Raw genomic sequence first — 20,209 nt, 5'->3', positions numbered from 1 at the left:
CGCTCAGAGGTAGCGGGGCAGGTCGGCGGTCGAGATGGTCCAGCGGTCGATGGTGACGTCCTCGCCGTACACGAAGTCCTTGCGCGTGGCGTACCGGGGACCGGCGGAGGTGGAGTGGATGTCGGACAGCACGGCGCCGGAGCCCGTACGGGGATCGAAGATCGCGTAGACCGGGATCCCGAGCAGCGGGTAGTCGCGCATTTTGCCGACCCAATCGTTGTCGGGATTCGAGCGGGACACGATCTCGATCGCGGCGATGAGGGTCCGGGGGTCGAAGGAACCCTGGATCTCCATGTCGGCCTCGGCGATGAGGATGAGGTCGGGCAACCGCATGATGCCCTCGGGCTCCGCCTCGACATCGGGGGCCCCTGTATGCGCCACAAGCTCCTCCGGCATTACCTTTTCCAGCCGTTTCCGGAGGCGCAGCGCGGTCAGCTCGTGAGGGCCGGACGGAGCCATCATGTCGTGGACGATGCCTTCCTTGGTGATCTCGAACTTGCCGGGAACTGTGTCGTCCAGCGCCCCCACGACATCGCGCATCGCCTGGTACCGAAGGCTTTCCCGCCTCGCGTCGTCCTGGGCGATGGTCATGGTGTCGGCTCCTCGCCTGTCCCCTGGGGCCCGAGTCATCACCTCCATGCTAGGCCGCCGCATGCATATCGGGCGGGCAGTCGCGGCAGCGGCCGGGGTGCGGGGCGCGGAAGGCGCGTTCGCAGCCGTCGCAGGTCTGGAAGGGGTCCGGCCGTCTGACCGGCCGGGCCGCCGGGGCCGGGGGCAGGTGGGGCGGGAGCAGCGCGGTGAGGCGGTAGCCGAGTACGGCGGCGGGGCTGCGCATGTCCACCGGCAGGTCCGCGGCCAGGAACCGCCCCACGGCATCGGGCTCGATCCCGCGCTCCAGCCAGGCCGATACGCCCGGCGCGAGCCGCTGGACGTCCCGCTCGGACAGCAGCAGCCGCGGGTCGTACCGCCGCAGGCCGGCAAGCAGGTCGGCGGCCTGCGGGTGCGGGTGCTGCTCCGCAGGTGGGGCAGCGGGTGCGGGCGCCTTCTCGGGATCCGGCTCCGGCGCGGGTACAGGTTCGCGGTCCGGCGACGGGGGCGGAGGAGGCGGGGCGTCCGGGGCGTCCGGGGCGTCCGGGGCGTCCGGGGCGTCCGGGGCAACGGTGGCCCCCGGCTTGTTGTACGAGTACGTCCGCGTCACCACCCGCCCGCCGTCCAGCCGCTCGCGCCGCCGCTCCAGGTAGCCGCACCGCTCCAACTCCCGCAAGGCGGAGGCGATCCGCACCTCCCCCTCCGGGAAGCGGCCGGTGAGCGCCCTGATGCCGACCGGGGCGCCGTCGGGCAGCGACTGGATGTACGCCGCGACCCCGATCGCCGTCGCCGACAGCCCGCGGTGCTGGAGGAGGTGGTTGCCGACCACGGTGTAGTGACTCGTGTGCCGCGTGTTGACGTGGATGACACCGGATCGGGGGGTCCCGGAGGGAACACGGGACGTGGCGCACGAGGGCGCGCTAGGGTGCTCAAGAGCCATTGGGAAGGTTGCTGCTTCCTAGTTGGTCAGGCCCTCGACCGGGATGCCAGTCCCGCCGGGGGCCGTCTCATGTCTGCTGTTGTCGGGGCGAGCATATGCCCGGCAACCCGCCGGAAATCCAGCCCAGTTGGCATGATTCACCCGTCCGAGCGACGGGGGCCGGTTGGGTTGGGTTGGGCTGGGTTGGGTTGGTTGGTTTTCTCTCCCGGTCTTTGACTCCTTATACGTCTACGTGCGCCGGATCGCGGAGCCCCGCGACCCGGCGGCGAGGGACACCTCCGCCCACACCACCTTGCAGGGAACCGGCCCTTCCCTGACGCCCCAACGGTCCGCGAGCGCATCGACCAGCACGAGCCCCCGCCCCGGGTCGCGGATCTCCGGGATCCGGTCACCGCGGGTGTCCGTCACCTCGATGAGGAGCACGTCGGGGGCGACGGTCAGCGCCAGTCGGAAGTCCCGCCCAGGCACCCGTCCATGGGTCACGGCGTTGGCGGCGAGCTCGGCCACGATGTGCGCGGGATCGTGCAACGGGAGCCCCCATCCCCGCAGTTGTTCGACCGCGAGGAGGCGGGCGAGCCGGGCGCCGCGCGGGGTGGCGGAGAGCTGGACGTGGAAGTCGACGAGTTGAGGAATCACGTCACTCAGCGTGGCCATCCGTGCGTACCGTGAGAAGGGACGCCGCCCGTACGTCCGGCGTTTGTCCGGAGCTTGTCCGGTGCTGTCCTGGCTGTCCGGACCGGGTGAGGGGCACACAGCGTTGAGGAATTTCGCTGCGGTGGAGGGGGCGTGGGCATGACCGTGGACAGTGACGGTACGGAAGAACCCGGCTGGGACGTCGATCCGGAGGACGAGCAGGGAGTGGCGGTGGTGGCCGCGCTCGGCCGCCAGCTCAAGGCCTGGCGCGAGGCGGCCGGCCTGCGGCCCGCCGAGTTCGGGGCGGCCATCCGGTACGGGGAGGACCAGGTCCGCAAGGTCGAAGCGGGCAAGCGGATCCCCCGCCCCGAGTACCCGGACAGGGCGGACGAGGCGCTGAACGCGGGCGGCAAGATCACCGCGATGAAGGCGGATCTGGAGCAGGTCCGCTACCCCAGGAAAGTCCGCGCGTTGGCGAAGCTGGAAGCCAAGGCAGTCGAGATCGGCGTGTACAGCACGCACGCAGTACACGGCCTGCTGCAGACACCGGACCACGCGCGGGCCCTCTTCGAGATGCGACAGCCCGCGTACTCACACGACGAAGTGGAGCGGTACACGGCCGCACGGATGGCCCGCCAGACCATCTTCGACAAGACACCCGCCTGCGCCATCAGCTTCGTCCACGAAGCATCAGCACTGAGTCGTCCCATCGGAGGCACAATGGTGTGGCGCCGTCAGCTCGAACGGCTCCTGGAGGTAGGAACGTTGCGGAACGTATCGCTCCAGGTCATGCCGAATACCTGCGAGGCTCACGCTGGTATGGACGGTGGCATCGAGATCCTCAAGTTCGGGGACGGCACAGGCGTGGGACGTTCCGAAGGAGCATTCAACGGACGCCCGGTCTCCGACCCGAAGCACCTCCGGATCCTTGACCTGCGCTATGGCATCATCCGGGCTGAGGCTCTCACGCCACGGGAGTCGCGAGAGTTCATCAAGGGACTGCTGGGAGAGACATGATCAACAATCCCAAGCTCGACTGGTTCAAGAGCAGCTACAGCAGCGGCAGCGAAGGCGACTCCTGCGTCGAGGTGGCCAACACCCCCCGCGCGGTCCTGGTCCGCGACTCGAAGGACACCCGCCTCCCCCACCTCACCGTCGGCCCGCACGCATGGGCCGGGTTCGTGGCCCACGCGTCCGGGATCTGAGGACCTACGCCACCCCTCAGGCGCGGGTGCAGACGTGCACCGACTCGCTGTTGTGGCCGTCGTTGTGGACGATCCGCAGGACGTTGTTCTTGTACGTCACCTTCAGCTGCTGGCCGTCGCCCGTGCCGCTCGCGCCCGGCGGCTTCCAGGGCAGGACCAGCGAGGCGGTGTCCTCGACGGTCCCCGGGACCGTGTGGGCCTCGCCGCCGCTCAGCCTCCGCAGCTCCTTGCCCCCCTCGAACATCTGGTAGCTCAGGCGGCCGCCGCGCAGCAGCCACTGCCCCTCCCACCTGACCGGGGTGCCGTCTGCGTCCCAGACGATGGTGAAGCCGCCGTTGCCGCCGGGCGGGGCCATCACCGTGGCCGTTCCGCGGACCGTCTTGCTGCCGGGGGTGGTCGACTCCAGCTTCCAGGTGCCCCCGATGAAGGCGTCGAAGGCGCGGGCGACCGGACCCGAGGAGGCCGGCGCCGGGGTGGGGATCGGGTACCCGCCGGGCACGGGGGCCTTGCCCTCCGTGGAGGCGCCGGACGGCGGGGCGTCCTTGCCCTTGCCGCCGCACGCCGCGACCAGCGAGGCCCCGACGCCGATCGCCAGGTACCGCAGTGCGTTGCGCCTGCCGATCATCTGCGCCGCCGCGCGTATCTCTCGTACCGTCACCATTCCTCCAGACAAGGTGAGTTGATCATCGACGGTCGACTATAGGGCGCCGCCGCCCGCCCCCGCGGAACCGAGTGATCACCTTCGCGTCTCCAGGACACGGGGGTGATCGCATGGGTGCGTATCGCGACGCTCGGGCGAGGCTTCCGCGCGAGAACATCGACCTGCCCGAGGACCGGGGGTGTCTGCGGTGGGTGCTGGGCGTTCCGCTCACGCTCATCCACCTGCTGAACGCGTTCCTCGTCTACGCCGCCCTGCGCTACGGGCCCGAGGGCGAGTGGGACCACCACGGGTACCAGGCGCTCGGCACCGCGTGCTTCGTGTCGCAGTGCCTGAGCGTCATCGGGATCCTGATCACGCTCATCCCGAGCGTCCGCCGGGCCATGGGCCTGTGGTGGTTCTTGCCGCCCGTGGTCCTGGGCGTCATCGCCTACATCCGCGTCACGACGGCCTGAGACACGCCGCGGCCCCGCCCGCCCTCACACCGCGCACCCGCTGCGCACCATCGGAGACATCCGAGCGGCACTGCGGCAGGGCCAGGGGTTTCCCAACGACAGAGCCGACTTCGAGGCCGATCTGACACGGGCCCTCGAAGCATCCTCGGATCTCGACCTCGGTGCCGTCGCGGACGTCATCCGGGACTACCGGGGACGCATCCTGCTGCGCTCCGACCCCGTCCCGGACGACACCTCGGCCGACGACTAGCCGGCAGCTCCGGCACGCCGCAGCCCCCCGCCCGGACGGGGGCGGGGGGCTGCGGCGAGTGTGGCGGAGCCACAGGGGTCAGGCCGCGACGGCGACCTGGGTCGGGGTGGCGGGGGCCGGGTCGTCCAGCGGGGAGGCCGAGGCGGAGGCGTAGGCCTCCTTGTCGAGGATGCCTTCGCGGGCCGAGACGATGACCGGGACCAGGGCTTGGCCGGCCACGTTCGTGGCGGTGCGGATCATGTCCAGGATGGGGTCGATGGCCATGAGGAGGCCGACGCCCGCCAGCGGGAGGCCGAGGGTGGAGAGGGTCAGCGTCAGCATGACCGTCGCGCCCGTCAGGCCGGCCGTCGCGGCCGAGCCGATGACCGAGACGAAGACGATGAGCAGGTACTCCTTGATGCCCAGCTGGACGTCGAAGATCTGCGCGATGAAGATCGCGGCGAGCGCCGGGTAGATCGCGGCGCAGCCGTCCATCTTGGTCGTCGCGCCGAACGGGACGGCGAAGGAGGCGTACTCCTTCGGGACGCCGAGGCGCTCGGTGACCTTCTGGGTGACGGGCATGGTGCCGACCGAGGAGCGGGAGACGAAGGCCAGCTGGATGGCCGGCCAGGCGCCCTTGAAGAACTTGAGCGGGCTGACCTTGGCGACCGTGGCGAGGAGGAGCGGGTAGACGCCGAACAGGACGATCGCGCAGCCGATGTAGATGTCGGCGGTGAAGGTCGCGTACTTGCCGATGAGCTCCCAGCCGTACGTGGCGATCGCGGTGCCGATGAGGCCGACGGTGCCGATCGGGGCGAGGCGGATGACCCACCACAGGGCCTTCTGGAGGAGTTCCAGGGCGGATTCGGCGAGGTCGAGCACCGGCTTGGCCTTGGCGCCGAGCTGGAGGGCGGCGATGCCTGCGACGACGGCGAGGAAGACGATCTGGAGGACCTTGAGCTGGGTGAACGGCGTGACGATGTCCGTCGGCACGATGCCGGTGAGGAAGTCGATCCAGGAGCCGGTCTTCTTGGGGTCCTTGCCGTCGGCGGCGGTGAGACCGGTGCCGGAGCCCGGGTCGGTCAGCAGGCCGATGGCGATGCCGATGCCGACGGCGATCAGCGAGGTGATCATGAACCAGAGCAGCGTGCGGGAGGCCAGGCGGGCCGCGTTGTTCACCTTCCGCAGGTTGGTGATCGACACCAGGATCGCGAAGAAGACGAGCGGGGCGATGGCCAGCTTGAGGAGCTGGACGAAGATGTCGCCCGTCTTCTCCAGCGTGGTGGCGAGCCAGCTGACGTCCTGGCTGCGGGCTATCCAGCCGAAGAGGACGCCGAGGGCGAGACCGGCGACGATCTGGGCCCAGAAGGGGAATTTGAACGAGGCCTTGGCGGGGCTGCCGGGGGCCTGGGGGGTCGCGGACACGGACACTCTCCGGGGTTGGCGCACACGAAAGAAAGGGGTGCTGCGGGACGGGGTGACGAGGGTGGTGCGGTGCGGCGAACGGCAACCGGAAGGGCCGGCCGGGACCGCTGCTGCGCGAGCTCAGCTCAACAGCAACAGGCCGCGGACGCGCGGCGGCAGAGGTCGACGTGCAGGCGCGCCACGAGCGGGACGCTCGTGGTCATCGGGTGCGCAGCTGTGGTCAACATGTTCGACACGCTAACACTCATGCTTTGAGAAACTCAAAGGCGTACTTTGAGCCAGGGGCGCACCGAGCCCCCTTGCGCAGCCGTGGAAAACACCAACGCCCCAGCGCTGCGGGCGGTCTACCCGGCGCTGGGGCGGTTCGGTGTGTGATGAAACTAACTGGCCCGTCGCGGGCCTCCCGCTCGTTACGGGCTCTACGAGTTCACGCGCGCGGCCTCGTCGGCCACGTCCTCCTGGCTCCGGTTCTCGGCCAGCTTCTGCTTCGCACCCGCGACGCGGCCGGAGATCTGCGCGGACATCTCGTCGCGCTGCTTGCGCAGGAAGACGAAGGAGAGCGGCGCGGAGAGCACGAGGGCGAGCAGGACGACCCAGATCGGGTTGGCATCGCCGAGGCCGGCGGGGACCCAGCCGAGGCTGACGAGCCCGGCGACGACGACGAGGCATCCGACGAAGATGCCCAGCCGCATCGCGGTGTAGCGGATCGTTGCGCTCGGCTTGAGGGACACGGTGACCCCTTCTCTCTCGTCGTCCTGCGGCTGTACGTGCCCGTCCAGTGAAGCACGCCGCGGCTAGCCGCAAGGCCGCCGGGGGTCGTCGGTCGGCACCAGCCTCAGCGAGGCGAGCGGGATCTTGAGGGCCGCCGCGTCCCGGGCGGACCAGAGCACGACGGTGCCGTCCGCGTCCCCGAGGGAGAGGTAGGGGTGCGACGGATCCAGCAGCCCGCCGTCGGTGGGCACCTTCGCCACGTCCTCGACGGGCCGGGCGCAGACCCACTCGGGCTCGATCCCGTACAGGGCGGGCGGGGTGCTTCCTTCGGCGGCTGCGGCGACGGCGTCCCGGCCGGCGTCGACGGCCGGAAGGTAGGCGAGCCGCCAGACACCGAAGAGGAGGCTCCAGACGGAGACGAACACGAAGGCGGTGTAGGCCATCCACCGGTCCCGCACCATCAAGTGGAAGTGCTTGGCGAAGCCCAGCAGGGCGGGCGCCAGCAGCCACAGGCTCATCGCTGCCAGGACCGTGAGTGCGGCCGCGAGATGGTGCACGGCGGGCACCTCCACGTCCTCCAGGTCGACGCCGAACTCATCCAGGTACACCGCGGGCAGGGACAGCCCCACGGTCGGCAGCAGTCCGGGCAGGAACGGCACCAGCGCCGGCAGCAGCCACGGCAGGGACCTGCGCAGGCCGGACTGCCGGAACAGCCGGCCCAGGCCGACGAGGATGAACAGGGCGAGCGCGAGGAGGCCGGTCGCGTGGAAGCCCCGCAGGCGATCGGGCAGGAAGATCCAGACGACCACTCCGATGAGACCACCGCAGAGGGCCGCGCACACGAACTGCACGACGGCGGCGAAGACGGCGAGTCCGAGCGGCCAGTCCGCACGGTTGCGGCGGTACAGGGCGGACCCGAGCGCCACGGTGGGCACGGCCAGGGCAGCGAACAGGGCGAGGGGGGCGAGACTCTGCTCGCTCAAGGCCAGCGGCAGCAGGCCCGCCCCGAGGACCAGCGCGCACGCCACGGGGTACTGGGCGTCCCGGTGGGAGTGGCCGGCGCGCCGGATGACGTGCTGCCCGGGGGCGCCCGGCAGCGCGAAGCCCGACCTGCGCACCTCGACGCCGGCCGGCGGATCCGGTGCCCCGGGCAGCGGGCGGGCGGCCAGCGCCCTGGCCCGCTCCTCCTCCCGGGCCCGTACCTGCCGTCCGCTGCCCACCAGCCGCGCGGTCTCGTCGCGCAGCCGCGTCGCGGCGGTCGCGAACGGCCCCGGGGCGGGGGCGGGATCCGGGGCGGGGGCGGGATCCGGGGCGGCGGCCGGATCCGGGTCCGGGGCCGGGCTCGCCGGGCCGCGGTACGCCTGCCAGTACGGTCGCACCTCCGGCCTGCGCTCGATCCGGTCCACCGCGTCCACCACCAGGTCGAGGCAGAGGTTCTCGGCGAGCACCTCGATGCGCTGTCGGGCTCCGGTGACCGCCCGGAAGTACGAGCCCGGGTAGCGGAGCTCGACCAGGTACTCGGTGCGGGACTCGGTGACCGGGGTGGCGGCCGGGCCCCGCCGTTCGAGGACGGGCCAGCCGCGCTCGGCGAGGGCGGCCTCGAAGAGGTCGCGGTCCGTCTGCGTGCCGCGCAGTTGCACCAGCGCCACGGCCCGCCGGTCCCACCGCACCACGGTCACGGCCATCCTCAGCCCCCTCCTCGCTGCGCCCCGACTGGGGATCAGTGAAGCGGAAGCAGCATGACGATGTCGTCCCTATCGTCGTTTTCCGCCACCCGGATGGCTCCGGGGATCCGGCCGACCTCCTTGTAGCCGCAGGCCGCGTAGAAGTGCTCCAGGCCGAGGCCGCCGCGGCAGGTCAGGCGGACGGCCTCGATGCCGTCGAGGGTGCGGGCGCCGTCGGCGAGGGCGGCCATCAGGTCGCGGCCGTAGCCCTTGCCCTGGTGGCGGGGGTGGACCATCACCGTGTAGGCCCAGAGCCAGTGCGTCTGCAGGCGGTGGGTGTTGAGGGTGAGGAAGGCGGTGGCGGCCACCTCGCCCTGTTCGTCGTGTCCGACGAGCAGCCGGGTTCCCCCGTCCGCGACCGCGGCGAGCTGCTTGATCAGCTGCGGGCGGATGTCGTCGACGGCGACCGGGGGCACGAAGCCGACGGCGCCGCCCGCGTTGGTCACGTCCGCCCACAGGCGGAGGATTCCGGCGTGCAGGGCGGAGTCGACGACCGGATCCAAAGTGAAGGTAATAGACACAGGGTGAGTTTAGCTATTACAGCAACGCTGGTCCAGCATCAACCAAGCCCCGATCCGGGCGGATCGGGGCTTGGCTGTCCTGCGGCAGACCGCGAGGTCAGACGCGCATCGCCTGCGGCGTCTCGCGCAGGCCCGCCTCCGGGCCGGGGTACTCGCGGATGATCTCGTAGCGCGTGTTGCGCTCGACCGGCCGGAAGCCCGCCTCGCGGATCAGCTCGAGCAGGTCCTCACGGCCCAGCTTGTTCGGCGTGCCGTAGTTGTCGGCGTCGTGCGTGATCTTGTACTCGACGACCGAGCCGTCCATGTCGTCCGCGCCGTGCTGGAGCGCCAGCTGTGCGGTCTGCACGCCGTGCATCACCCAGAAGACCTTGACGTGCGGGACGTTGTCGAAGAGGAGCCGGGAGACCGCGAAGGTCTTCAGGGCCTCGGCGCCCGTCGCCATCGTCGTCCGCGCCTGGAGCTTGTTGCGTACCTTGCCGTCCTTCATGTCCACGAAGTCGTGCTGGTAGCGCAGTGGGATGAAGACCTGGAAGCCGCCGGTCTCGTCCTGGAGCTCGCGCAGCCGCAGCACGTGGTCCACGCGGTGGCGCGGCTCCTCGATGTGCCCGTAGAGCATCGTCGAAGGCGTCTTGAGGCCCTTCGAGTGCGCGAGGCGGTGGATGCGCGACCAGTCCTCCCAGTGGGTGCGGTGGTCGACGATGTGCTGACGCACCTCCCAGTCGAAGATCTCCGCGCCGCCGCCGGTGAGCGACTCCAGGCCGGCCTCGATCAGCTCGTCGAGGATGTCGGAGGCCGACATGCCCGAGATCGTCTCGAAGTGGTGGATCTCCGTCGCCGTGAAGGCCTTCAGCGAGACGTTCGGCAGCGCCTTCTTCAGCTCGGACAGCGAGCGCGGGTAGTAGCGCCACGGCAGGTTCGGGTGCAGGCCGTTGACGATGTGCAGCTCGGTGAGGTTCTCGTTCTCCATGGCCTTGGCCAGGCGGACGGCCTCCTCGATGCGCATCGTGTACGCGTCCTTCTCGCCCGGCTTGCGCTGGAACGAGCAGTACGCGCACGAGGCGGTGCACACGTTCGTCATGTTGAGGTGCCGGTTGACGTTGAAGTGGACGACGTCACCGTTCTTGCGCGTGCGCACCTCGTGGGCGAGGCCACCGAGCCAGGCCAGGTCGTCCGACTCGTAGAGGGCGATGCCGTCCTCACGGGTCAGCCGCTCGCCGGAGCGGACCTTCTCCTCCAGCTCGCGCTTGAGCCCAGCGTCCATGTACCGGTCGCCTCCCTATGCCTTTTGCCTGTCCTGCAACCGTCGCCCACCGTACTCTCAGGCCTCTTCGGGCAGCTCCCCGACCCGGTTCTCCCACTTGGTGGAGAGCACGATGGTGGTGCGGGTGCGGGAGACGCCCTTGGTCCCGGAGAGCTTGCGGATGATCTTCTCCAGGCCGTCCACGTCGCTGGCGCGCACCTTCAGCATGAAGGAGTCGTCGCCCGCGATGAACCAGCAGTCCTCGATCTCGGCGAGGTCGCGCAGCCGGCGGGCGACGTCCTCGTGGTCCGCGGCGTCGGAGAGGGAGATGCCGATCAGCGCGGTGACGCCCATACCGAGCGAGGCCGAGTCCACGGTCGCGCGGTAGCCGGTGATCACGCCGGCCGTCTCCAGCCGGTTGATGCGGTCGGTGACGCTGGGGCCGGAGAGGCCCACGAGACGGCCCAGCTCCGCGTACGAGGCACGGCCGTTTTCCCGGAGTGCCTGGATGAGCTGCCTGTCCACCGTGTCCATTTACGTGGAGCCTTCCATTATTCGGCGATCCTGCAAGTCTAGGTATAGAATCAAAGGCGCACAGGGTCAACACCCTGTGAATCTTTCAACAGATCAATGACGATCTTCAGGAGTGGTTCACCGTGTACACGATCGAGATGGCCTACGCACACATGCGACAGCTCCAGGAGCTGGCCAACCGATCCCGCACCGACCAGCCGTCCGCCGCGCACCGCGTCGACAAGACCCGCAAGCCGCGCACCGCCAAGAAGCGCTAGCCACCGCTTGCCTCCGAGGGGCGGGCTCCACCGAGCTCCCCTTCCCAACGGCGGTACAGCCGGTGCGGCACCCCTGCCGCGTCCAGCACCCGCCCCGCGACGAAATCCACCAGGTCCTGGATGTGCGTCGCACCCGCGTAGAACGCCGGCGAGGCGGGCAGCACGACCGCGCCCGCCTCGTCCAGCGTCACCAGATGCTTCAGCGTCTGCCCGTTCAGCGGGGTCTCCCGCACCGCGACCACCAGCCGGCGCCGCTCCTTGAGCGTCACGCTCGCCACGCGCTGGAGCAGGTCCTTCGACAGCCCGAGCGCCACCCCCGCCACGCAGGCCGTGGACGCCGGCACGATCAGCATCCCCCTGACGGGGTACGAGCCCGAGCTCGGACCGGCCGCCAGGTCCCCGGCGCCCCAGTAGCGGACGTCGGCCAGTTCCGGACGCGCGAAGGTGCCGGGCTTCCCGTCGGCCCCGCGCTCCAGCCACTCCCCGAGGTCCGCCCGCCAGTGCGCGTCGCGAAAGGCGATGCCGGTCTCGTCCAGCAGGGTGAGCCGCGAGGCCCGGCTCACCACCAGGTCGACGCTCTCCCCGGCCGCGAGCAGCCCGCGGAGCACCGCCGCCGCATAGGGCGTCCCGGAGGCGCCGGAAACCCCGACCACCCACGGGGTGCGCTTGCGCTCAGTCATACCTCCGAGACTATCCGGCCACCGCGGGCGGGCACTCGCTAAGGTGGCCGCACGTTCCAGAGGGTGGGACGGACGGGGGGCGGAGATGGACACGACCATGGGCACGACGGCCGAGGGGTCCTGGCGGCAGGGCGACCGCGCGAAGGCCGCCGCCCAGCTGATGCTGGGGTGGGTGGCCCTGCTGTGGGTGATCGAGGCGGCCGATCTCGCCACCGGGCACGCGCTGGACTGGTACGGCATCCGTCCGCGCGAGGCCGACGGCCTCGGCGGCATCCTCACCGCCCCGTTCCTGCACTTCGGCTTCGGGCACGTGGCGGCCAACAGCGTCCCGCTGCTGGTCTTCGGCTTCGTCGCGGCCCTCAGCGGCATACGCCGCTTCCTCGCCGTCAGCGCGCTGATCATCCTGGCGGACGGGATCGGCATCTGGCTGATCTCGCCCCCGAACACGATGACCGCGGGCGCCTCGGGCCTGGTCTTCGGCCTCTTCGGCTACCTCGTGGTCCGCGGCTTCGTCGAACGGCGGGCCCTCGGCATCGCGGTGGGCGTGGTGATCGCCGCGATCTGGGGCGGCTCCTTCTTCCTCGGCATCCTGCCCACGAACACCGAGGTCAGCTGGCAGGGCCACCTCTGCGGCCTCGCGGCGGGCGTGGTGACGGCCCTGTACTTCCGCCGCCCGGCCGCCAGGCCCGCCCTCGGCTAGAAGGTCAGGCCCCGGACCACCAGGTCCAGCAGGGCGCACACGAAGAGGGCGATCCCGATGAAGCCGTTGACCGTGAAGAAGGCCCGGTTCAGGCGGGACAGGTCGTGCGGCGTCACGATGCTGTGCTCGTAGAAGAAGGCGCAGACGACGATCAGCAGGCCCGCCCAGAAGAACATCCCCGCGTCCGTGGCGAGGCCGTACCAGGCCAGCAGCGCCGTGGTCACGACGTGCGCGCCCCGGGCGCCCCACAGCGCGGCGGCGACGCCGAAGCGGGCCGGGACCGACTTGACGCCCTCGGCCCGGTCGGCGGCCACGTCCTGGCTGCCGAAGATCAGGTCGAAGCCGCCGATCCACACGCCCACGGCGAGGCCGAGGATGACGGCGTCCCAGGACCACTCGCCGGTGACGGCCAGCCAGGCGCCGATGGGGCCTATGGCCTGGGCGAGGCCCAGGATGGCGTGCGGGAAGTTCGTGAACCGCTTGCCGTACGGGTACACCACCATCGGGACGACGGCCAGCGGCGCCAGCATCAGGCAGAGCGGGTTCAGCAGCGCGGCCGCCCCGAGGAACACGACGAGCGCCACCCCGGCCCCGGTCCACGCGGAGCGCACGGACACCGCCCCGGTGACCAGCTCACGGCCGGCGGTGCGGGGGTTGCGGGCGTCGATCTCGCGGTCGATGATCCGGTTGGCGGCCATCGCGAAGGTCCGCAGGCCCACCATGCAGACGGTGACGAGCAGCAGCTTGCCCCAGTGCACGTTCCGGTCGAGCTGGAACATGGCGGTGAGCGCGGCGATGTAGGCGAAGGGCAGCGCGAAGACCGAGTGCTCGATCATCACGAGCCGCAGGAACGCCTTGACCTTGTTGCCGGCCTCGGGGGCGGGGCCCGGTCCTACGACCTCATCGGCGGTGGTCATCATGCGGGGCTCCTGCGGAGGGCTGCGGGGTGGACGAGTCGGCTGTCCGGGCGGACGGTGCCTCTCACGCCAGGCTCCGGCGGAACTCTTCGAGGTGGGCCAGCAGGGTCGTAAGCGCAATGGGGCCGGTCTGCAGTGTGACCGTGGGCGCGCCCTCGGGCTCGGGCGGGGTGGCGTGCACTGTGAACACGTAGCCCTCGTCCACGCGGGCGGAACTGCCCGGACGGGCGTCCAGCCGGAGGACGGCACCCGCATCGACGGTGAACGGCTCGCCGGTGCCGAGCCCGGCCTGCAGCCGCTCCGCGAAGTCGTCGACCTCGGCGTCACGCACACCGGGCAGCTCGAAGCCGCCGTCGGCTTCGTAGTTGTCGTCCAGCACCAGGGCCCACAGGTTGCCGGGGCCCGCGAACTCCTCGGCCGAGACACCCGCCTGCTCGGCAGCTTCCTGGACGAACGGGTCCGCCGGGTCGAGCTTCGGGCGCACGAGGAGCATGAACGTCGTGTCCTCGCCGATGAACAGCGCCGGTCCACCGAATTCGGAGGTCACAGGCCGTACTCCTTCCAGCGGCGGTCCACCAGGGCGGCGGTCGCGGGGTCGGACTCCACCATGTCGGGCCAGCCGCCGTCGCGGGTGTAGCCCTCCTCGGGGAGTTTCTTCGTGGCGTCGATGCCGGCCTTGCCGCCCCAGAACTGCTGGTACGAGGCGTGGTCCAGGTGGTCCACCGGGCCTTCGACGACCGTCAGGTCGCGGGAGTAGTCCGTGTTGCCGAGCGCCCGCCAGGACACCTCGTGCAGGTCGTGGACGTCGCAGTCGGAGTCCACCACGATGATCAGCTTGGTCAGCGACATCATGTGGGCGCCCCAGATGGCGTGCATGACCTTCTGCGCGTGCTTGGGGTACTTCTTGTCGATCGAGACGATCGCGCAGTTGTGGAAGCCGCCCGACTCGGGGAGGTGGTAGTCGACGATGTCCGGCACGATGATCTTGAGGAGCGGCAGGAAGAACCGCTCCGTGGCGCGGCCCAGCGGGCCGTCCTCCGTCGGCGGCCGGCCGACGACGATCGACTGGAGCAGCGGACGCTTGCGCATCGTCACGCAGTCGATCTTCAGCGCCGGGAAGGGCTCCTGCGGGGTGTAGAAGCCGGTGTGGTCGCCGAAGGGGCCCTCCGGGAGCATCTCCCCCGGCTCCAGCCAGCCCTCGATGACGACCTCGGCGTTGGCGGGGACCTGGAGCGGGACCGTCTTGCAGTCGACCATCTCGATCCGCTTGCCCGCGACGAACCCGGCGAAGAGGTACTCGTCGATGTCGCCCGGCAGCGGGGCCGTGGACGCGTACGTGACGGCCGGCGGGCAGCCGAAGGCGATCGCGACCGGCAGCCGCTCGCCGCGCTTGGCGGCGACCGCGTAGTGGTTGCGGCTGTCCTTGTGGATCTGCCAGTGCATGCCGATGGTGCGCTTGTCGTGGCGCTGGAGGCGGTAGAGGCCGAGGTTGCGGACGCCCGTCTCCGGGTGCTTGGTGTGCGTGAGCCCCAGGTTGAAGAAGGACCCGCCGTCCTTGGGCCAGGTGAACAGGGCCGGCAGCTGGTCGAGGTCCACGTCGTCGCCGGTGAGGACGACCTCCTGTACGGGGGCGGAGTCGCCCTTCACCTTCTTCGGCGGCACGTGGACCATCGAGCCGAGCTTGCCGAAGGCCTCGCGGACCCCGATGAAGCCCTGCGGCAGCTCGGGCTTGAGCAGGCCGCCGATCTTCTCGCTGATCTCGCCGTACGACTTCAGGCCCAGGGCCTTGAGCAGGCGGCGGTCGGTGCCGAAGACGTTCATGGCCAGCGGCATCGCCGAGCCCTTGACGTTCTCGAAGAGGAGCGCCGGACCCCCCGCCTTGTTCACTCTGTCGACGATCTCCCCGACCTCCAGGTACGGGTCGACTTCGGCCTTGATGCGCTTGAGGTCGCCTTCTCGCTCCAGAGCCCGGAGCAGCGAGCGGAGATCGTCGTAAGCCATAGGGGCCAGTATCGGTCACCGGCTACGCTGGGCCTGTCACCGGGGCCGTGGAAATCGAACCCCGCCATTGCTCACAGGGGGCTGTTCCGCATGATCAGGGCACTGCTGTACATCCTGCCGATCGTGCTCACGATCTACGCGTTCATCGACTGCCTCAACACCCCCGAGGACGAGGCCAAACACCTCCCCAAGGTCGTCTGGGTCATCATCATCCTGCTGTTCTGGATCGTCGGCCCGATCGTGTGGTTCGCGGCGGGCAAGATGCGCCACGCCCCGGCCGGCGGCCGTACGCCCTCCGAGTGGCACCGCAACCACCGCCACGAGTGGGTCGCCCCCGACGACAACCCGGAGTTCCTCAGCGCCCTCCGCGATGAGAACAAGAAGGACGAGGCCCTCCTCAAGGACTGGGAGGCGGACCTGCGCCGCCGCGAGGAGGAGCTCAAGCGGCGCGAGGAAGACGGGAACAAGGACGGCTGACGGGAGCGGTCACTGCGCCCAGGGCAGGACTCGGGTTCCCTCGGTGCCGGGGACGGAGACGACTCCGTCCGCGCGCATGGCCACGTACGCCTGGAAGGGCTCGGTGGAGTGGATGCGGCGCATCACGTCGGGCGGCAGGACCAGGGTCTGACCGGCGGTCACCTTCTCGGTGCGGCCGTCGCAGGTGGCTTCCAGGGAGCCGGCGGTGAGCGTCCAGACCTGTTCGCGGCTGACGGAGTGCTCGGGGCCGGTGATTCCGGCGGCCATGTCGACGCGCCAGGTGCTGAGCTCGGCGCTGCCCCGGCTGGGGGCGGCGAGCCGGGTCATGGTGGCGTTCGGGGTGACGACGGCGTCGTCGGGAGAAGCGGCGATCACACGCAAGGCAGAGTCCTCGTTCCGGTTGAGTCAAGTAGCTTTACTCGAATGAGTAAAGCAGCTTGTCTTGCCCGTGTCACCATGTTTCCGTGACCGATCACCGAAGCGACGACGGCATCGAGCTGACCTTCCTGCTGGGGCTGGGCTTCCAGCTGGTGCTGGGCGAGTTCACCCGCAGGGTCGCCGACGCCGGATACGCCGACCTGCGCCCCGTGCACGGCATGGCCTTCCAGGCCCTCAAGGGGCCCGGCGCCACCGCCAGCGAGCTCGCCGAGCGGCTCGGGGTGACCAAACAGGCCGCCGGGCAGATCGTCGACGACCTGGAGAAGCGCGGCTACGTCCGCCGCGAGCCGCACCCCGAAGGGGGCCGGCGCAAGCTGGTGGTGCTGACCGGCGCGGCCACCGAGCACCTGGCCGTCGCGGGGCGGATCCTGCACGAGCTGGAGGCCGAGCTGGGGAGCTCCGTAGACCTCGGCGCCCTGCGCGGGGAGCTCGGGCGGCTGGTGCGGGCGCTGCACGGGGAAGAGGGGCTGCCGCCGCTGCGGCCGGTGTGGTGAAGGCGGGAGGGCGGGGCTACGTCCTGGAGAAGGACGCGTAGGCCTCGCGCAGTTCCGCCCAGCGGGTGTCGGACCAGGTGGCCCAGTTCGCCGGGTGCCCGGCGAGCGCGGATTGCAGCAGCTCGAAGTGCTCGTGCCAGCCGGCCAGGCAGTCCAGGCGCTCGTCCTCGGGACCGCCGCGCTCGTTGACGAAGCGGATCACGGTGGAGTCCGTGCCGACCGCCTCCAGGTGGAAGCGGATCCGCCCGTGCTCGGTGACGGTGTACTCCACGACGCGCTCGACGTCCCAGGCGGTGATGCGGCCCGTCGCCACCGTCCCGGTGTTCTGCCAGCGGAGCATGACGGCCCCGCCGAGCCGGCGCTCCAGTACGTCGGCCGCGGCCAGCCAGCCGCGCAGCCCCTGCGCCGTGGTCAGGGCGGGCCAGAGCACCTCGCACGAGTACGGCAGGTGCAGCTCGAAGCGGAGCAGCCAGCGGTTCTCGCCGCGGCGCTCGCTGGTGGCATGGCTCACGAGGGACATGCCACCAGCGTCCCACTCCCGGCGGCGGGACGCCCGGCGGTCGGAACCCCGGCGGTCGGAACCCCGGCGGTCAGACGCCCGAGTAGGAGTGCAGGCCGTTGAGGACCATGTTCACGCCGTAGTAGTTCCAGATCCAGCAGACGAAGGCGAACAGCCCCAGGTAGGCGGCCTTGCGGCCCTTCCAGCCGGCGGTGGCGCGGGCGTGCAGGTAGCAGGCGTACGCGACCCAGGTCACGAAGGACCAGACCTCCTTGGGGTCCCAGCCCCAGTAGCGGCCCCAGGCGTCGCCCGCCCAGATCGCGCCCGCGATGATCGTGAACGTCCACAGCGGGAAGACGGCCGCGTTGATGCGGTACGAGAACTTGTCGAGCGAGGCCGCCGAGGGCAGTCGCTCCATCACCGACGAGGCGAACTTGCCCGGCGTTCCGCCGCCCGCGAGCTTGCTCTCGTAGGAGTCGCGGAACAGGTAGAGGACCGTGCCGGCCGCACCGAGGTAGAAGACGGCGCCGCAGAAGATCGCGGTGGAGACGTGGATGTACAGCCAGTACGAGTCCAGGGCCGGGACCAGCTGGTCGCTGTCGGTGTAGAGGACCTTGACGGCGATGCCGAGGTCCAGCAGGACGGAGGTGACCAGGATCAGGCCGAGCCAGCGGACGTTCTTCTTCAGGGCGAGCAGCACCAGGTACGCGCCGACGGCCACCGTGGAGAAGGTGATCGAGAACTCGTACATGTTGCCCCACGGGGCCCGCTGCACCGACAGCGCGCGGGCGAGGACGCCGCCCGCCTCGATGAGGAAGGCGAGCGCGGTCAGCGAGACCGCGATCCGCCCGTACAGGTCGCCCTGCACGGTGCCGCCCGCGGCGCCGGGGCCGTCGGGCAGGTCGCGGGTGCCGGCGGCGGAGCGGGTGGTGACCTTGGGCCGGTCGATGACGGCCGTGGCCCCGTTCTTGCCCCGCACCTGCACGGCGGGGGCGGCCTGGCCGTCCTTGGCGCCGGTCAGCGCGGCGGCCGTGCGGGCCACCTTGCTGCGGCTGCCGAAGGTCCACTCGGCGATGTGCGCGAAGAAGGCGAGCGTGTAGACCGCCATCGACGAATAGATCAGGTAGTTGCTGATCTGAGCCAGGTTCTCGTTGGCTGCGGCTGCGAGCGGCGTCATCCGCGCTCTCCTTCAGGGGTTTCTTCAACAGGAGCAGGTGCGGTCGGCGCCTGCTGGTGGAGCGTGGCGGCGAGGTCCGCCAGCTCCTGCGGGAGCCTGGCGGACTCGCTGCGGCCGAGGCCCGCCATCTCGACGACGGTCACGCCGTCCGCGCCGGGCACCGCGCGGACCCAGATCCGGCGGCGCTGGATGAACAGCGAGCCGGACAGGCCCGCGATGGCGGCGATCGCACCGGCGAGGGCGAGGCCGCTGCCGGGCTGGTGGGTGACGGAGAAGGTGGCCCAGCGCTCGATGCCCTCGAACGTGATGGAGCCCGCGCCGTCGGGCAGCTCCATCGACTCCCCGGGCAGCAGCATCTCGGCGAGCGGGTCGCCGTTCTCCTTCTTGAACTGCTGCATCTTGCTCGTGTCCAGCTGGTACACGTTCTGCGGCAGGCCCGAGTCCACGCCGAGGCTGCCGTGGTAGGCGTTCAGGGCCATCACCGGGAAGTTCGCGTCCGGGAACTGGGAGAGCATCGTCCCCTTGCCCTTGCCCGCGAAGGTCGGCACGAACTGGACGTTGAAGCCGAGCTGCTCCTTCTCGCCGTTCTTGTTCTTGTAGCCGTCGGTGACCTTGATGGCGCCGGCCGAGGTGAGGTTCGCGTCCTGCGGCAGCACCGGGACGGCGTCCTTGTAGACCACCTTGCCGGTGGGGTCGGTCACCGAGACGATCGGCGCGTAGCCGTGGCCCAGCAGGTAGACCTTGGAGCCGTCGATCTCGAGCGGCTTGTTGACCTCGATCTCGGCCTTCCTCGGCGTGCCGTGGGCGCCCTCGCTGTAGGTGACGTACGCCTTGAAGTCGCGCGGGGTGCCCTTCTGCGGGCCGCTCGGCTCGAAGGTGGCGTCGAACTTGTCGAGGGTGAAGCTGAACGGCGGCAGGTCGTCGGCGTCGAACATGCTGCCCGACTTGAAGTCGTCGTACTGGGTCAGCGTGTTCGAGAAGCCGCCGCCGCGCAGGACGAGCTTGCCGCCCTCGGACATGAACAGCTTGCCCCAGGCGAAGGCCACGAGCATCACGATGAGCGCGACGTGGAAGACCAGGTTCCCGGCCTCGCGGAGGTAGCCCTTCTCCGCCGCGACGTGGCCCGTGCCGGTCTCGGTGCGGAAGCGGCGCCCGCCGAGCAGCGTCTTCGCGTGGGCGAGGACCTCCTCGGGGGACTTCTCCGTGCGCCAGGTGGTGTGCGCGGGGAGCCGGTCCAGCCGGCGGGGGGCGGCCGGCGGGCGGCCGCGGAGCTGGCCGACGAACTGCCAGCTGCGGGGCAGGATGCAGCCGATGAGGGAGACGAAGAGCAGGATGTAGATCGCGGAGAACCAGAACGACGTGTAGACGTCGAAGAGCTGGAGCTTCTCGGCGGCGGTCGCCCAGGAGGCGTGGGTGCGCTTCCACTCGGCGACCTTCATCAGGTCGACGGAGTTCTGCGGGATCAGCGAGCCGGGGATCGCGCCGAGGGACAGCAGGAAGAGCAGGATCAGTGCCACCCGCATGGAGGTGAGCTGCCGCCAGATCCAGCGGGCCCAGCCGAGCACGCCGATGCCGACGGGACCGCCGTCCTCGGCGGGGGCGGTGGACAGCTGGGAGCCGGCCGCGGCGAGCGCCGCTTCGGGGTCGTGCGACGGCTCGTGCGACGCCTCGGTGGACGCGTTGTCTGTCGTACTCATGTGCGTGTA

Annotated in this window: 26 protein-coding genes; 8 read left to right on the top strand and 18 right to left on the bottom strand. The window is 70.4% G+C overall.

The window, feature by feature from the left end:
• Positions 1 to 3: 3 nt before the first annotated feature.
• From AB0O21_RS13020 to AB0O21_RS13010, 3 genes are all read right to left on the bottom strand, one after another.
• Entirely contained in the window at positions 4 to 591 is a 588-nt protein-coding gene (locus tag AB0O21_RS13020; protein ID WP_365170165.1) for a Uma2 family endonuclease, read from the bottom strand.
• A 49-nt stretch (positions 592 to 640) separates the two neighbouring features.
• On the bottom strand, positions 641 to 1,417 hold the full coding sequence (locus AB0O21_RS13015) for a helix-turn-helix domain-containing protein (protein WP_365170162.1): 777 nt from the start codon (positions 1,415 to 1,417) through the stop codon (positions 641 to 643).
• Between the two features lie 339 nt (positions 1,418 to 1,756).
• Positions 1,757 to 2,182, bottom strand: coding sequence for an ATP-binding protein (locus AB0O21_RS13010; protein ID WP_365170159.1), 426 nt, complete (start codon positions 2,180 to 2,182; stop codon positions 1,757 to 1,759).
• 138 nt (positions 2,183 to 2,320) lie between these two features.
• Here AB0O21_RS13010 and AB0O21_RS13005 point away from each other — a divergent pair, with 138 nt between their 5' ends.
• Together AB0O21_RS13005 and AB0O21_RS13000 are read left to right on the top strand one after the other, a co-directional pair.
• The gene (locus AB0O21_RS13005) at positions 2,321 to 3,178 is read left to right on the top strand and encodes a helix-turn-helix transcriptional regulator (RefSeq protein ID WP_365170156.1); all 858 of its coding nucleotides are present in this window, start codon (positions 2,321 to 2,323) and stop codon (positions 3,176 to 3,178) included.
• Entirely contained in the window at positions 3,175 to 3,366 is a 192-nt protein-coding gene (locus AB0O21_RS13000; RefSeq protein ID WP_365170153.1) for a DUF397 domain-containing protein, read from the top strand. The genes AB0O21_RS13005 and AB0O21_RS13000 overlap by 4 nt, the downstream gene beginning before the upstream one ends.
• Before the next feature lie 16 nt (positions 3,367 to 3,382).
• Here AB0O21_RS13000 and AB0O21_RS12995 read toward each other — a convergent pair whose 3' ends face one another.
• Positions 3,383 to 4,027 (bottom strand): hypothetical protein, encoded by a 645-nt coding sequence (locus AB0O21_RS12995; protein WP_365170150.1) that lies wholly within the window; start codon positions 4,025 to 4,027, stop codon positions 3,383 to 3,385.
• Between the two features lie 110 nt (positions 4,028 to 4,137).
• On the opposite strand from AB0O21_RS12995, the gene AB0O21_RS12990 reads away from it, so the two are divergent.
• On the top strand, positions 4,138 to 4,479 hold the full coding sequence (locus AB0O21_RS12990; RefSeq protein WP_365170147.1) for a hypothetical protein: 342 nt from the start codon (positions 4,138 to 4,140) through the stop codon (positions 4,477 to 4,479).
• A 40-nt stretch (positions 4,480 to 4,519) separates the two neighbouring features.
• Positions 4,520 to 4,729, top strand: coding sequence for a DUF6247 family protein (locus tag AB0O21_RS12985; protein WP_365170630.1), 210 nt, complete (start codon positions 4,520 to 4,522; stop codon positions 4,727 to 4,729).
• Between the two features lie 78 nt (positions 4,730 to 4,807).
• Here AB0O21_RS12985 and AB0O21_RS12980 read toward each other — a convergent pair whose 3' ends face one another.
• From AB0O21_RS12980 to AB0O21_RS12955, 6 genes are all read right to left on the bottom strand, one after another.
• The gene (locus tag AB0O21_RS12980) at positions 4,808 to 6,139 is read right to left on the bottom strand and encodes a dicarboxylate/amino acid:cation symporter (protein WP_365170144.1); all 1,332 of its coding nucleotides are present in this window, start codon (positions 6,137 to 6,139) and stop codon (positions 4,808 to 4,810) included.
• Positions 6,140 to 6,552: 413 nt separating this feature from the next.
• Entirely contained in the window at positions 6,553 to 6,825 is a 273-nt protein-coding gene (locus AB0O21_RS12975; protein ID WP_365170628.1) for a DUF4229 domain-containing protein, read from the bottom strand.
• Positions 6,826 to 6,927: 102 nt separating this feature from the next.
• Positions 6,928 to 8,529, bottom strand: a complete 1,602-nt coding sequence (locus AB0O21_RS12970; protein ID WP_365170141.1) for a hypothetical protein — start codon at positions 8,527 to 8,529, stop codon at positions 6,928 to 6,930.
• 35 nt (positions 8,530 to 8,564) lie between these two features.
• Positions 8,565 to 9,089, bottom strand: coding sequence for a GNAT family N-acetyltransferase (locus tag AB0O21_RS12965; protein WP_365170138.1), 525 nt, complete (start codon positions 9,087 to 9,089; stop codon positions 8,565 to 8,567).
• A gap of 97 nt (positions 9,090 to 9,186) precedes the next feature.
• On the bottom strand, positions 9,187 to 10,350 hold the full coding sequence (mqnE, locus tag AB0O21_RS12960) for an aminofutalosine synthase MqnE (RefSeq protein WP_365170135.1): 1,164 nt from the start codon (positions 10,348 to 10,350) through the stop codon (positions 9,187 to 9,189).
• A 57-nt stretch (positions 10,351 to 10,407) separates the two neighbouring features.
• Positions 10,408 to 10,863, bottom strand: a complete 456-nt coding sequence (locus tag AB0O21_RS12955; RefSeq protein ID WP_365170132.1) for an Lrp/AsnC family transcriptional regulator — start codon at positions 10,861 to 10,863, stop codon at positions 10,408 to 10,410.
• Between the two features lie 122 nt (positions 10,864 to 10,985).
• Between AB0O21_RS12955 and AB0O21_RS12950 the strand changes: the two genes are divergently transcribed.
• Positions 10,986 to 11,120 carry a hypothetical protein gene (locus tag AB0O21_RS12950; protein WP_365170129.1) on the top strand — a complete coding sequence of 45 codons (135 nt, stop codon included), beginning with the start codon at positions 10,986 to 10,988 and terminating at the stop codon, positions 11,118 to 11,120.
• Here the strand turns inward: AB0O21_RS12950 and AB0O21_RS12945 are convergent.
• Positions 11,117 to 11,800 carry a UbiX family flavin prenyltransferase gene (locus AB0O21_RS12945; protein WP_365170126.1) on the bottom strand — a complete coding sequence of 228 codons (684 nt, stop codon included), beginning with the start codon at positions 11,798 to 11,800 and terminating at the stop codon, positions 11,117 to 11,119. The genes AB0O21_RS12950 and AB0O21_RS12945 overlap by 4 nt on opposite strands.
• Positions 11,801 to 11,885: 85 nt before the next feature.
• Between AB0O21_RS12945 and AB0O21_RS12940 the strand changes: the two genes are divergently transcribed.
• Positions 11,886 to 12,500 carry a rhomboid family intramembrane serine protease gene (locus AB0O21_RS12940; RefSeq protein WP_365170123.1) on the top strand — a complete coding sequence of 205 codons (615 nt, stop codon included), beginning with the start codon at positions 11,886 to 11,888 and terminating at the stop codon, positions 12,498 to 12,500.
• Here the strand turns inward: AB0O21_RS12940 and mqnP are convergent.
• The 3 genes from mqnP to AB0O21_RS12925 all read right to left on the bottom strand — a co-directional run bounded on the left by mqnP (position 12,497) and on the right by AB0O21_RS12925 (position 15,418).
• Positions 12,497 to 13,417 (bottom strand): menaquinone biosynthesis prenyltransferase MqnP, encoded by a 921-nt coding sequence (mqnP, locus tag AB0O21_RS12935; protein WP_365170626.1) that lies wholly within the window; start codon positions 13,415 to 13,417, stop codon positions 12,497 to 12,499. The genes AB0O21_RS12940 and mqnP overlap by 4 nt on opposite strands.
• Positions 13,418 to 13,481: 64 nt before the next feature.
• The gene (locus AB0O21_RS12930) at positions 13,482 to 13,964 is read right to left on the bottom strand and encodes a hypothetical protein (RefSeq protein ID WP_365170120.1); all 483 of its coding nucleotides are present in this window, start codon (positions 13,962 to 13,964) and stop codon (positions 13,482 to 13,484) included.
• Entirely contained in the window at positions 13,961 to 15,418 is a 1,458-nt protein-coding gene (locus AB0O21_RS12925) for a menaquinone biosynthesis decarboxylase (protein WP_365170117.1), read from the bottom strand. The genes AB0O21_RS12930 and AB0O21_RS12925 overlap by 4 nt, the downstream gene beginning before the upstream one ends.
• Positions 15,419 to 15,508: 90 nt before the next feature.
• Between AB0O21_RS12925 and AB0O21_RS12920 the strand changes: the two genes are divergently transcribed.
• Entirely contained in the window at positions 15,509 to 15,895 is a 387-nt protein-coding gene (locus AB0O21_RS12920) for a PLD nuclease N-terminal domain-containing protein (RefSeq protein WP_365170114.1), read from the top strand.
• Positions 15,896 to 15,904: 9 nt separating this feature from the next.
• Here the strand turns inward: AB0O21_RS12920 and AB0O21_RS12915 are convergent, their stop codons facing one another.
• Positions 15,905 to 16,270: a cupin gene (locus AB0O21_RS12915; RefSeq protein ID WP_365170624.1), complete on the bottom strand. Its 366-nt coding sequence runs from the start codon at positions 16,268 to 16,270 to the stop codon at positions 15,905 to 15,907.
• 89 nt (positions 16,271 to 16,359) lie between these two features.
• On the opposite strand from AB0O21_RS12915, the gene AB0O21_RS12910 reads away from it, so the two are divergent.
• Positions 16,360 to 16,827 carry a MarR family transcriptional regulator gene (locus tag AB0O21_RS12910; RefSeq protein ID WP_365170111.1) on the top strand — a complete coding sequence of 156 codons (468 nt, stop codon included), beginning with the start codon at positions 16,360 to 16,362 and terminating at the stop codon, positions 16,825 to 16,827.
• 16 nt (positions 16,828 to 16,843) lie between these two features.
• On the opposite strand, the gene AB0O21_RS12905 is transcribed toward AB0O21_RS12910, so the two are convergent.
• From AB0O21_RS12905 to AB0O21_RS12895, 3 genes are all read right to left on the bottom strand, one after another.
• A complete protein-coding gene (locus AB0O21_RS12905) occupies positions 16,844 to 17,347 on the bottom strand; it encodes an SRPBCC domain-containing protein (RefSeq protein ID WP_365170109.1) in 504 nt (167 codons plus the stop codon).
• Between the two features lie 70 nt (positions 17,348 to 17,417).
• Entirely contained in the window at positions 17,418 to 18,503 is a 1,086-nt protein-coding gene (ccsB, locus tag AB0O21_RS12900; protein WP_365170107.1) for a c-type cytochrome biogenesis protein CcsB, read from the bottom strand.
• Entirely contained in the window at positions 18,500 to 20,200 is a 1,701-nt protein-coding gene (locus AB0O21_RS12895) for a cytochrome c biogenesis protein ResB (protein ID WP_365170104.1), read from the bottom strand. The genes ccsB and AB0O21_RS12895 overlap by 4 nt, the downstream gene beginning before the upstream one ends.
• Positions 20,201 to 20,209: the final 9 nt, after the last annotated feature.

Source organism: Streptomyces sp. NPDC091371, from assembly GCF_040684275.1.
Taxonomy (GTDB): Bacteria; Actinomycetota; Actinomycetes; order Streptomycetales; family Streptomycetaceae; genus Streptomyces.
The sequence above is the reverse complement of the archived record's forward strand: the minus strand, read 5'-3'. Positions and strand labels throughout refer to the sequence as shown.

Coding starts and splice junctions, on each gene's coding strand:
- AB0O21_RS12945 (WP_365170126.1), bottom strand. CDS start 11,800: ATGACTGAGCGCAAGCGCACCCCGTGGGTGGTCGGGGTTTCCGGCGCC.
- ccsB (WP_365170107.1), bottom strand. CDS start 18,503: ATGACGCCGCTCGCAGCCGCAGCCAACGAGAACCTGGCTCAGATCAGC.
- AB0O21_RS12895 (WP_365170104.1), bottom strand. CDS start 20,200: ATGAGTACGACAGACAACGCGTCCACCGAGGCGTCGCACGAGCCGTCG.
- AB0O21_RS13010 (WP_365170159.1), bottom strand. CDS start 2,182: ATGGCCACGCTGAGTGACGTGATTCCTCAACTCGTCGACTTCCACGTC.
- AB0O21_RS12955 (WP_365170132.1), bottom strand. CDS start 10,863: ATGGACACGGTGGACAGGCAGCTCATCCAGGCACTCCGGGAAAACGGC.
- mqnE (WP_365170135.1), bottom strand. CDS start 10,350: ATGGACGCTGGGCTCAAGCGCGAGCTGGAGGAGAAGGTCCGCTCCGGC.
- AB0O21_RS12970 (WP_365170141.1), bottom strand. CDS start 8,529: ATGGCCGTGACCGTGGTGCGGTGGGACCGGCGGGCCGTGGCGCTGGTG.
- AB0O21_RS12990 (WP_365170147.1), top strand. CDS start 4,138: ATGGGTGCGTATCGCGACGCTCGGGCGAGGCTTCCGCGCGAGAACATC.
- AB0O21_RS13020 (WP_365170165.1), bottom strand. CDS start 591: ATGACCATCGCCCAGGACGACGCGAGGCGGGAAAGCCTTCGGTACCAG.
- AB0O21_RS13005 (WP_365170156.1), top strand. CDS start 2,321: ATGACCGTGGACAGTGACGGTACGGAAGAACCCGGCTGGGACGTCGAT.
- AB0O21_RS13000 (WP_365170153.1), top strand. CDS start 3,175: ATGATCAACAATCCCAAGCTCGACTGGTTCAAGAGCAGCTACAGCAGC.
- AB0O21_RS12940 (WP_365170123.1), top strand. CDS start 11,886: ATGGACACGACCATGGGCACGACGGCCGAGGGGTCCTGGCGGCAGGGC.
- AB0O21_RS12925 (WP_365170117.1), bottom strand. CDS start 15,418: ATGGCTTACGACGATCTCCGCTCGCTGCTCCGGGCTCTGGAGCGAGAA.
- mqnP (WP_365170626.1), bottom strand. CDS start 13,417: ATGACCACCGCCGATGAGGTCGTAGGACCGGGCCCCGCCCCCGAGGCC.
- AB0O21_RS12905 (WP_365170109.1), bottom strand. CDS start 17,347: ATGTCCCTCGTGAGCCATGCCACCAGCGAGCGCCGCGGCGAGAACCGC.
- AB0O21_RS12920 (WP_365170114.1), top strand. CDS start 15,509: ATGATCAGGGCACTGCTGTACATCCTGCCGATCGTGCTCACGATCTAC.
- AB0O21_RS12975 (WP_365170628.1), bottom strand. CDS start 6,825: ATGCGGCTGGGCATCTTCGTCGGATGCCTCGTCGTCGTCGCCGGGCTC.
- AB0O21_RS12995 (WP_365170150.1), bottom strand. CDS start 4,027: ATGGTGACGGTACGAGAGATACGCGCGGCGGCGCAGATGATCGGCAGG.